This is a genomic window from Kitasatospora sp. NPDC008050 (assembly GCF_042957465.1).
Lineage (GTDB): Bacteria > Actinomycetota > Actinomycetes > Streptomycetales > Streptomycetaceae > Kitasatospora.
The window spans coordinates 103,781-113,973 of sequence record NZ_JBIBIJ010000025.1 but is presented as its reverse complement, the minus strand read 5'-3'; the positions used below and the strand labels follow the sequence as shown (position 1 = coordinate 113,973).

The window sequence follows — 10,193 nt, the reverse complement described above, 5'->3', positions numbered from 1 at the left end:
GCCCGCTGGAACGCGGACGAGATCCGCGACGAGCTCCAGCACTACGTCGCCGAACGCCTCGGCGAGAACGACGGAGTCCTGATCATCGACGACACCGGCTTCGTCAAGAAGGGCACCACCTCCGCGGGCGTGCAACGCCAGTACTCCGGCACCGCCGGCCGTACCGAGAACTGCCAGATCGGGGTCTTCGCCGCCTACGCCACCAGTCGCGGCCGGGCCCTGGTGGACCGCGAGCTCTACCTTCCCAAATCCTGGACCGAGGACCGGGACCGCTGCCGCGCGGCGAAGATCCCCGACGAGCGGGAGTTCCGCACCAAGGGCCAGCTCGCCAAGGCCCTGGTGCTACGCGCGCTCGCCTCCGACCTGCCCATCGCCTGGGCCACCGCCGACTCGGCCTACGGACAGGAAGGGCGCTTTCGCCGAATGCTGGAACAGTCCGGTGTCGGCTACGTTCTGGCGGTGCCCAAGTCCCAGTTCAGCGTGGGCTGTCCACGCATCGACTGGCTGTTCTCCCAAGCCCCGGCCGACGCCTGGCAGCGGATCTCGTGCGGCAACGGCGCCAAAGGGCCGCGCGACTATCACTGGGCGGCCATCCGACTGCCAGCCGTGGCGGAGTTCGACTACCAGGGAGACGTCCAGGTCCGTCAGCGGTGGGCGATGGCCCGCCGCAGCCTGAGCAGGCCCGACGAGATCGCATACTACCTCGCCTACTCACAACTCGACACGACCGTGGAGAAGTTGGTGCGGATCGCCGGGATGCGCTGGGCGATCGAGGAGTGCTTCCAGGCCGCGAAGAACGAGTGCGGCCTGGACCAGTACGAGGTGCGTCGCTACACCGGCTGGATGCGGCATATCACCCTGGCCATGCTCGCTCACGCCTTCCTGGCCGCGATGGCGGCGGCCGCGGCATCAAAGGGGGCTGCAGAAACGGTTCCCGTACCTTGGTGGACCTCACCGTGGCAGAGATCCGGCGACTCCTGGCGGCTGGCCGTCCCCACGGCCCACGTCCGCCGCAGTGCTCGCCGCGCGCTCATGCCTTGAACTGGTCTACCTGGCGCCGACAACGCCAGGCCGTCGCCCGCCGCTGTCACTACCAGCGTCGGCTGCACACGATCGAGGGGCGGCCCCATGAAGACCGCCCCTGATGGGCCATCAGCCCGCTACACTCACCGCGCGCAGCCTCTGAACAGGCAAAACGTCGAAGTCCTGCTGGAGTACTAGGGCTTGTCCGGCAAGCCCTAGGCTGTGCCGTATGGGAGTTGAGGAGCGGGAGAGCCGCGCGGTCAGTCGTCCGTGGACACCTCCATGAGCCACCAGGCACCCAGCGCCAGCGGGGTGCCGAGTGCGCCTATGCCCACCGCGAACCACCACGCCCAGTAGCCGCCGCCGGTCACGACCGACCGCTCCGGGTGCACGGGATCGATCCGCACGCTCACCCGGTGCCCGTCGGGCCACAGGTCGGAGGCTCCCGCCCGGGAGCTGTAGGCACGCCCGGCCACCGACCAGTGGTAGGCGCAGTCGATGCCGGAGTCGGGGCCACTGCGGCAGTCGGTGACGGTGGCCGACACCCGCAACGTGGCGTGCTGGTCGCGGTCGTGCTCGTGGCACCAGCCGCTGACACCGAAGGCGAACAGGCCGGCGAAGACGGCGAGCAGCAGGGCCAGCATGGCGTTGCCGGAAAGCCTGCTGATCACACCGCCGGGGCTCCCGGCCAGCAGCAGGCGCACCGGCGCGGCCAGCGCCATGAGCGCCGCCGCGATGCCCGCGCCGACCCAGCCGGCGTACCAGGTGTCCGATCCCCACCGCGCGAAGGCCGTCACCAGCGCGCCCACCAGGACGGCGGCGCCGGCCAGGCCCTGGAGCGTGCGGACGGTGCCGCGGGCCCACCCGCGCGTCCGCCTGGGCGGGTGGGCCCCGTCGGCCAGGGCAGCGGGCAGTCGCCGGTCTTCGGGGGTGGGGGGTCGCTCGTCCTCGATCGTGGTCACCCGGCCAGGCTGGCAGGGGGACGCGTCGGGCGACAGACAGCGTTGCTCACCCCCGCATTCAGCAACGCTTACCGGTTGCCGCCACCTCGCGGGTGGCCGGCCTGCTACCGGGTCGGCGGGGGCGGGGTCCAGTCCGCGCCGAGCAGGCCGAAGAGCAGATCGTCGGTCCATTCGCCCTTGAGCCAGGTGTGGTCCGGGCGCAGTCCCTCCCGGCGGAAGCCGACCCGCTCCAGCAGCTGGGCCGACCTCAGGTTGCGTGCGTCGCACTCCGCCGACACCCGGTGCAGGCCGCGCCGCTCGAACAGGTCGGCCAGCACCGCGCGCAGCGCCTCGGTGGCGTACCCGTGCCCCTGGTGCTCGGCGGCGAACGTGACCCCGAGCTCGGCCTGCCGCAGGTTCTCCGCCAGGCACACCCCCACGTCGCCGACCAGTTCCCCGGTGGCCCGCAGCTCGACGGCGTACTGGAACCAGCCGGGCCGCCCGGGGTCCCCGGCGGCGAACTCGCCGACCAGCTCGGCCGCGGCCGCCGAGGTGACGGGCGCGCTCCAGCCCTGGTAGCGGGCGATCGCCGGGTCGGAGCGGTAGGCGGCCAGCGCGGCGGCGTCCTCGGGGCCGAAGCGGCGCAGCCGGAGTCGGGGCGTCCCGATCAACTCGATCAACATGGCAGGAGCCTCTCACCTCGGCACGCACGCTGACGAGGGAATAACCGCAGGGCGAGCGAGGCGAACCAGGAGTACGCGGCGCGGCAGCCCGTCGCATCAGTGCGCCTTTCCCGTACGAACGTTCGCAAGCCAGCGGCACGGCGGGAGTGCGTCCACGGGGACCTGCCAGGAGCCGGAGCGAGGGGGTGACCTCCGGCCTCCTCCCGCGTTCTCCAGGGCACGACTCCGGCACGCTCCGCGCCGGATCCGTCCTGTTGCGCTACGGAAGTCAGAGGCACCGATGAGCGATACCGCCCCGCGGACCAGCGCCGTGATCCCGGCTCAGGCCACCCGGCCCGGGAGGGACGTACGGGTCCTGGTCGTCGGTGCGGGGTTCTCGGGCATCGGCGCCGCGGTCCGGCTGCGCCGGGCGGGGGTGCGCGATGTGCTGGTCCTGGAGAAGGGGCCCCAACTCGGCGGCACCTGGCGGGAGAACACCTATCCGGGCTGCGCCTGCGATGTGCCCTCGACGCTCTACAGCTACTCGTTCACCCCGGATGCCGCCTGGAGCAGGGTGTTCGCCGAACAGCCGGAGATCCACGCCTATCTGCGGGCGACGGCCGAGCGGCACGGGCTCGGCGAGGTGCTGCGCTGCGGTGTGCGGGTCCACGGAGCCCGGTGGGATCCGGCGGCCGGGCGCTGGCTGGTGGAGACCAGCGAGGGCCCCTACCGCGCGGCGGTCCTGGTCCTGGCCACGGGGCCCTGGCACGTACCGCGCCATCTCGACGTCCCCGGGGTCGCGGAGTTCGACGGGCCCGTGCTGCACACCGCCCAGTGGGACCAGGACATCGACCTGACGGGGCGTCGGGTGGCCGTGGTGGGCAGCGGGGCGTCCGCCGTCCAGCTCGTCCCGGCCCTCGCCTCCCGAGCGGCCGCCGTGCACCTCTTCCAGCGCACGGCCCAGTGGGTGCTCCCCAAACCCGATCTGCCGGTACCCCCCTCCGTCAACCGGCTCCTCGACCGGCTGCCCGGCTCCCGCAATGCGCTGCGCGCCGGGCAGTACGCCCTCCAGGAGGGCTTCGGATACGCCTTTCGCCACCCGGGCCTGGCCCGCCTCCTGGAGGCGGGCGCACGTGCCCACCTGCGGGTCGCGGTCCGCGACCGGCAGTTACGCCGAGCGCTCACGCCCACCTACCGGCTGGGCTGCAAGCGTCTGCTCACCTCCAGCACCTACTACCAGGCCCTCGCCGAGCCGCACGTCCACCTGCACCCCACCGCCGTGACGGCCGTGCGCGGCAACGGCATCGTCGACGCCGACGGCACCACCACCCGGGCCGACGTGCTGGTCACCGCCACCGGATTCCGCATCGGCGAGCTGCCGCTGGCCCGCCACCTGCACGGCAGCGGCGGCCGGACGCTGCACGACGCCTGGGGCGACGAACCCGAGGCGTACCTGGGCACCACCGTCAGCGGCTTCCCCAACCTCTTCCTGCTCCTGGGGCCCAACCTGCTCGGCGGCTCCACCTCGGCGATCACCGTCCTGGAGGCCCAACTCGGCTACCTCACCGAGGCCCTGGCCCATCTCGACCACAGCGGCCACGGCGCCCTGGAGGTGCGGCCGGCCGTGCAGGCCGCGCACAACACGGCGGTCCAAGAGGCGTTGGCGACCACCGTCTACAACTCCGGTGGCTGCACCAGCTACTACTTCAGCCCGAGCGGGCGGAACACCTTCGCCTGGCCCTGGTCCACCGGGCGGCTCGTGCGGCAGCTGAGCCGCTTCGACCCCGCCGACTACGCCTCGCCCGCCCCGACCGGCCCCGCACCCGCACCCGTGCCCCTGCCCCTGCCCCTGCCCCTGCCCTCGGACGGTTCCACCGGGTCCCCCCACGAAGAGGCCGCCTCCGCGTCCCGCGGAAACGGCCTGCGGCCAACGTGAACGCTGGTCGGAACGGACCGCCCCTGCGCCCTGCGGACCACGTGAGAATTCTATTGATGTCCCGCTGAACAGCCGGGCGAAGAAATCGCGGTCACGAGGCGCAGAATCGGCGACCCTGTACTGCCGAATTCCATAGGCACCTCCTGGAGCCGACTCGCCGGCAAGTCCTCCGGCAGGTTCCAGCCTACTCCGCGCGCCCCCCGAATTCGTATCCGGCGGGCCCGAGTTAGTACTGGAGCTACTCCCGGGCCAGCTGCTCCTCCAGCTTCTCGCCCTCGATGTCGGGGTTGGGGACGTACTTGGCGAACCACTGCGGGTGGTACCAGATCTTCGAACGGACGATCGCCAGTACCGCGGGCACCAGGGTCAGCCGCACGACGAAGGCGTCCAGGAAGACACCCGCCGCGAAACTGAAGCCGATGGCCTTGATGGTCGGGTCCTTGCTGAACATGAAGGCCACGAAGATGGAGAACATGATCAGCGCGGCGGCGGTCACCACGCGCGCCGACAGGCCGGTACCGCGTTCGACGGCGCCCCGGGCGTCGCCGGTCTTCGTGAAGTCCTCCTTGATCCGGGAGACCACGAAGACCTCGTAGTCGCTGGAGAGACCGAAGATGATGGCGAGCATGATGATCGGCAGAAAGCTGATCGTCTCGGCCTTGGTGATGCCGAAGACCTTCTGACCCCAGCCCCACTGGAAGAGCGCGACCTGCATGCCGAACGCGGCCGAGACCGACAGCAGGAAGCCGATGATCGACTTGATCGGCACCAGGATCGTCCGGAACGCGAACGTCAGCAGGATGAACGCCAGACCGACCACGACCACCAGGAAGACGGGCAGTGCCGAGGACAGCTTGGCGGACACGTCGATGTTCGAGGCCGTGACGCCGCCGATGAGGACCGTCGAGCCGCTCGTCCCCTCGATCACGGCCCGGTTGTCGCGCAGGGCGTGGACCAGGTCGGCGGTGGCCGGGTCGCTCGGGCCGGTGGTGGGGACGACGCGGATGACCGCGATGCCGTTGGTCAGGGCCACCCGGGTCACCGCCGCGACGCCGGGGAGCCTGCTCAGCGTGGTCGCCATGGTCTGCGCCGCCACGGGCGAGGTGACGCCGTCCGCGACCACCTGGAGCGGGCCGTTGAAGCCCGGGCCGAAGGCCGCGGTGGTCAGGTCATAGGCCCGGCGCGAGGTGTCGGAGGTCGGCTTGGACGAACCGCTGGGCAGCCCCAGCTGCACGTCCAGGGCCGGCACCGCGAGCAGCAGCAGGAGCCCGACGCCGCCGAACAGGACCGGGATGCGGTAGCGGACGACGGTACGGGCCCAGGCCGCCCCGAAGGTCCGCTGGGGTGCGGTGGCCGCCGTCACCGCGACCTCCTCGTGGTGCCCGCGGCGCAGCGGTGTGCTGATGAAGTGGGTGACCTTCTCCCCCGCGAAGCCGAGCAGGGCGGGGAGCAGGGTGAGCGAGATCAGCAGCGCGATGGCCACCGCGGCGGCCGCGGCCAGGCCCATGATGGTCAGGAACGGGATGCCGACGACGGACAGCCCGCACAGCGCGATGATGACGGTCAGTCCGGCGAACACCACCGAGCTGCCGGCCGTGCCCGCGGCCAGGCTGACCGACTCCGCCACCGCACGGCCCTGCAGCAGGTTGTTGCGGTGCCGCGACAGGATGAACAGGCCGTAGTCGATGCCGCAGGACAGGCCCAGCATCAGGGCGACGGTGGTCGAGGCGGAGGCGATGGTGACGACCGAGGCGAGGGCGGTGACGCCGGTCAGGGTGATGGCCACGCCGATGATCGCGGTGAGGATCGGCAGGCCGGCGGCGACGAGCGCGCCGAAGGTGATCACCAGGATGACGAAGGCGACGACCAGGCCGATGATCTCCGGGAGCTCCGAGGGGACGACCCGCCACCCCGGGTAGACGCTGCCGGAGTACTCGACCTGGACACCCGCCGCTCGGGCCGGAGCGACAGCCACCTGGACGGCGTCCAGCGTGGCGTCCTTCACATCGGCCGGCTGCGCGGTGAACTGCACCTGGCCGAGCGCGACCTGGCCGTTCGGGGAGATCGCCTTCGCCTGGAACGGGTTCGTGGCCGAGGCCACCTGCGGCACCCTGGCCAGGTTGGCGGCCGCGGCCTCGATGCCGGCCCGCGGCCCCGGATCGGTGACCTTGGCCGCCCCGTGCGTGGCGAAGACGACCTGCGTCTGGCCTCCGGCCAGGGCCGGCAGCTTCGCCTTGAGCAGATCGACCGCCCGCTGCGACTCGGTACCGGGGATGGTGAAGTTGTCGTTCGTCTTACCACCACTCGCGACCGAGACGGCGATCGTGGCGACCGCGGCGATGAGCCACAGGCTCAGCACCAGGCGCCGGCGCCGAAACGCCCACTGGGCCAGGCGGAACAAGTAGGTCGACACGCGCCCACCGTCACACGCCGCGCCGTCCGTCAGCCCGCCGGGCTGGGCCGTCCGGGGTGCTGCCCGGTGGGACGCCGGGCCTCATCCTCCGGGGCCTGCCGCTACTGCCCGCCCGCGCTCAGCCGCAACGCCCGCAACCGTGCGAGCAGGTCGGATCAGCTGGGCGCGGAACGGGCCCGGGTCCGCGGCGGCGAGGTGAGAACGCAGTCGCCGCACAGCGCGCCCGCGCGGTCCGGGGCGGCCCGGTAGATGAGGCAGCAGCTGCGGCGGCGGAACCCGCTGCCGTCGTCCGTCCGGCCGCCGGCGCCGCGCAGGGGCGGCTGTTCGAGCAACCGGTCAGCGAACTCCCGTGCCTCCCCGGCCAGTTCGGGTTCGGTTCGGGCGATGGCCGAGGCCGCGCCGTTGACGGCCGAGGCGACGTTGCCCCAGAGGATGCGCGGCGAGAGCGCGAACCCGCCGGTGGCCGCCGCCAGTTCGCGGATCGGCCCGTCGAACAGCTCCCTCCCCAGCCGCGCCGCGCGTTCGGCCGGGTCGGCCACCGGTGCGGCCGTCCGGTCGGGCAGCGACAGGGGGAACAGGCTGCCGGGCGTCGGCTGCCATCTGGCGTCCCGCAGGCCGTAGGAGAGCACCGCACCGGTGAGCGCGGCGACGGCGAAGCCCGGGGAGAGCAGCCGGGAGGCCAGGCCGAGCTGGGTCACCGAGGCGGCCACCCGCAGCTCGACCGCCTCGGCCGGCTGCCCGCCGCCGGCGGCCAGGTAGCCGCGCACGGCGGCCACCCGGTCGCGCAACACCGAGGGTTCGTCGAGCAGTTCGCCCATGCTCCGCCAGGGCCCCTCGACCGGGCCGGGGGCGTGCGTCTCGAAGGCGAAGAACGGCCCGAGGGCCGCGATCCTCTCCGGCATCGCGGCTCTCGGCTCCGGCTGCGTCGTGACGAACCGACGTTCCGGCTCGGTCATACCGCTCCGAAGATCGCGGCCCGCGGCGCGACCGTGCCGGCGGCCCCTGCCGTGAGCACGACGAGGCGGTAGCGCTGGGTGAGGGTCTCGCCGCTGTGCAGCCGGTGCTTCACGTGGGACAGGTCCGTGTACAGCGTCCCGGTCTGGCTGGCGAGCCGCACGGTCCTCCAGTGCCCGGTACTCGTGAGCTGCTGGACCTTGATGTCCGAGGGCTTGAGGAACGGACCGGCATTCGGCGACTCCACCAGGAGCTGCGGGGCCACGATCCGGTCCGTCGACGAGCTGTTGCGGTAGGTGACCGTGTAGTCATGCGCCTGCGGGCCGGCCGCCAGCGGGCTTGCGGGCATGTCCACGAAGTCGATCGGTACGGCAGAGACCCGGCCCTGCACGCCGGCGGACGCCGGAGCGGCCACCTGCTGCCCCGCCGCCATCGCCGGCCCTGTTGAAACGAAGGCAGCGGCAGCAGCGACTGCGGCGGCTGCGGTTACTCCCAGACGGTTACGCATCGACAGCATGCTGTGAGTCCCCTTTCGACTCGTCGAGTCATACGACCAGCATGGACGCCCCACCGAGCCGCCGCCGCTTTTCCCGGCCCTGAAATTCATACCGAATCGGTAAAAACCGGGCGCCCAGCCGCGCTGACCCGTGACGCTACTCACGCGCCCTGGGAGCCCACTACCTTTCCTAGTAGCCCCTTCCTGGAGCAGCACCGGGCCGGTTCCACCCACGCTCACCGCCAACCGCGCCGATTCCCACGGCCATCGCGCCGATCGGCATCCGTGCAGGTCACAGCCGTGATCCAGAACGGTGGAACGCAGCCGAGGGCGATGTTTGAACCCCCGGAGCCCGGGTATTCGGCCCGACCGGACGGCTGGCGGGGGTGCCGCCGGCTACGACGCAGCGTCGTATCAGCGCCCCTTGGAGCGGGCCCCGGACCCCGCTAACAATGGCGAAGTCGTCAGATGCGGCGGAGGTCGAACCCACCGTCGCAACTCCCGCCCGGCGCTCTCTCCACAGCAGAGCGCCACGCCGAACCCCGGACCCCGACAGGCCCTGCCAGGCCTGCGGACCCTGCTGGGGCCAGGCACCCAACTGATTGAGGTCGAACTCCACATGCCCGTGATCTCCACCCGCATGCGCAAGTCCGCCGCCCTTCTCGCCTCCGCCGCCGGCATCGTCGCCATCGGCGCGGCGGTGGCCCCCACCGTCGCCTCGGCCGAGACCCCGCAGTCCATCGCCGCCGCCATCGTGCCCGCCGACCAGCTGGCCTCCTTCGACCAGATCGTCTCCCACGAGAGCGGCTGGAACGTCACCGCGACCAACCCCTCCTCCGGCGCCTACGGCCTGGGCCAGGCCCTGCCCGGCAACAAGATGGCCTCCGCCGGCGCCGACTGGCAGACCAACGCGTCCACCCAGATCAAGTGGACGTACGACTACATGAACAGCCGCTACGGCAGCCCGAACCAGGCCTGGGCCTACTGGCAGATCCACCACAACTACTGATCGCCTGGTCACCGGCCCCGACACGGGGCCGCAACCGAGGGGCCCGGTACGCGAAGCACGCGTACCGGGCCCCTCGGCATTGCCGCCACCGCGCCACAGTCCCGTGCGGGGCACGCCCGTAGGGTTGGCCGGATGAGCAGCAGGGACATACGCGTGTGCTTCATCGGTGACTCCTTCGTCCAGGGCATCGGCGATCCGCAGTACCGGGGCTGGGTCGGCCGGGTGCTCCAGGCCACCCGTGGCGACATCACGGCCTTCAACCTCGGCATCAGGCGCAACACCTCCGAGGACGTCCTGCGCCGCTGCTGGCCGGAGGTCGGCAGCCGCACCCTGCCCGAGGCCGACAACCGGCTGGTCGTCTCGGTCGGCAGCAACGACATGGTCGAGGAGGACGGCCGCCCGCGCGTCGACGCGACCCGCTGCCTGGACAACCTCGCAGCGCTCCTGGACGAGAGCCGGCGCCGGTCCGTCGCCGCACTGGTAGTGGGTCCCCCGCCGGTCGTCGACGCCGGTGCGGAGCATCTGCGGCGCACCACGGAGCTCGCCGAGGAGATGGCGGCCCGCTGCCGGTCGCGAGGCGTCCCGTTCATCGCCACGACCCGGGCACTGGCCGACGATCCCACCTGGGCCGGGGAGGCCATGGCCGGTGACGGCGCCCACCCCGGCGCCGGCGGCTACCAGCGGCTGGCCGACATCGTCCTCGCCGGCCCGTGGCACGCATGGATCGCCCACCCGGGCCGCTGACCGGCGGCGGCGCGC

Annotated in this window: 9 protein-coding genes; 4 read left to right on the top strand and 5 right to left on the bottom strand. The window is 72.1% G+C overall.

Going from position 1 to position 10,193, the window contains the following annotated elements; all coding sequences use genetic code 11:
- Positions 1-1,041, top strand: a 1,041-nt coding sequence (locus ACFZB9_RS33585; protein ID WP_391453544.1) for an IS701 family transposase, incomplete at its 5' end; no start/stop codon positions are given.
- A 242-nt stretch (positions 1,042-1,283) separates the two neighbouring features.
- Here ACFZB9_RS33585 and ACFZB9_RS33580 read toward each other — a convergent pair.
- Both ACFZB9_RS33580 and ACFZB9_RS33575 read right to left on the bottom strand, forming a co-directional pair.
- Entirely contained in the window at positions 1,284-1,985 is a 702-nt protein-coding gene (locus ACFZB9_RS33580) for a DUF3592 domain-containing protein (RefSeq protein ID WP_391453542.1), read from the bottom strand.
- A gap of 104 nt (positions 1,986-2,089) precedes the next feature.
- Positions 2,090-2,647 (bottom strand): GNAT family N-acetyltransferase, encoded by a 558-nt coding sequence (locus tag ACFZB9_RS33575; RefSeq protein ID WP_391453540.1) that lies wholly within the window; start codon positions 2,645-2,647, stop codon positions 2,090-2,092.
- 280 nt (positions 2,648-2,927) lie between these two features.
- Between ACFZB9_RS33575 and ACFZB9_RS33570 the strand changes: the two genes are divergently transcribed.
- The gene (locus ACFZB9_RS33570) at positions 2,928-4,562 is read left to right on the top strand and encodes a flavin-containing monooxygenase (RefSeq protein ID WP_391453539.1); all 1,635 of its coding nucleotides are present in this window, start codon (positions 2,928-2,930) and stop codon (positions 4,560-4,562) included.
- A gap of 238 nt (positions 4,563-4,800) precedes the next feature.
- Here the strand turns inward: ACFZB9_RS33570 and ACFZB9_RS33565 are convergent, their stop codons facing one another.
- The 3 genes from ACFZB9_RS33565 to ACFZB9_RS33555 form a co-directional block, all read right to left on the bottom strand.
- Positions 4,801-6,975, bottom strand: a complete 2,175-nt coding sequence (locus ACFZB9_RS33565) for an MMPL family transporter (protein WP_391453537.1) — start codon at positions 6,973-6,975, stop codon at positions 4,801-4,803.
- 155 nt (positions 6,976-7,130) lie between these two features.
- Positions 7,131-7,877, bottom strand: a complete 747-nt coding sequence (locus ACFZB9_RS33560) for a (2Fe-2S)-binding protein (RefSeq protein ID WP_391453535.1) — start codon at positions 7,875-7,877, stop codon at positions 7,131-7,133.
- A gap of 50 nt (positions 7,878-7,927) precedes the next feature.
- Complete coding sequence (locus ACFZB9_RS33555; protein ID WP_391453533.1) at positions 7,928-8,446, bottom strand: signal peptide protein; 519 nt, start codon at positions 8,444-8,446, stop codon at positions 7,928-7,930.
- A 598-nt stretch (positions 8,447-9,044) separates the two neighbouring features.
- Here ACFZB9_RS33555 and ACFZB9_RS33550 point away from each other — a divergent pair.
- Positions 9,045-9,434, top strand: coding sequence for a lytic transglycosylase domain-containing protein (locus ACFZB9_RS33550; protein ID WP_391448536.1), 390 nt, complete (start codon positions 9,045-9,047; stop codon positions 9,432-9,434).
- A gap of 132 nt (positions 9,435-9,566) precedes the next feature.
- Positions 9,567-10,178 (top strand): GDSL-type esterase/lipase family protein, encoded by a 612-nt coding sequence (locus tag ACFZB9_RS33545; protein WP_391453531.1) that lies wholly within the window; start codon positions 9,567-9,569, stop codon positions 10,176-10,178.
- Positions 10,179-10,193 lie beyond the last annotated feature (15 nt).

Bases quoted from the DNA above. Each gene is read 5' to 3' on its own strand.
- ACFZB9_RS33555 (WP_391453533.1), bottom strand. From the start codon at position 8,446: ATGCTGTCGATGCGTAACCGTCTGGGAGTAACCGCAGCCGCCGCAGTC.
- ACFZB9_RS33545 (WP_391453531.1), top strand. From the start codon at position 9,567: ATGAGCAGCAGGGACATACGCGTGTGCTTCATCGGTGACTCCTTCGTC.
- ACFZB9_RS33575 (WP_391453540.1), bottom strand. From the start codon at position 2,647: ATGTTGATCGAGTTGATCGGGACGCCCCGACTCCGGCTGCGCCGCTTC.
- ACFZB9_RS33560 (WP_391453535.1), bottom strand. From the start codon at position 7,877: ATGCCGGAGAGGATCGCGGCCCTCGGGCCGTTCTTCGCCTTCGAGACG.
- ACFZB9_RS33570 (WP_391453539.1), top strand. From the start codon at position 2,928: ATGAGCGATACCGCCCCGCGGACCAGCGCCGTGATCCCGGCTCAGGCC.
- ACFZB9_RS33550 (WP_391448536.1), top strand. From the start codon at position 9,045: ATGCCCGTGATCTCCACCCGCATGCGCAAGTCCGCCGCCCTTCTCGCC.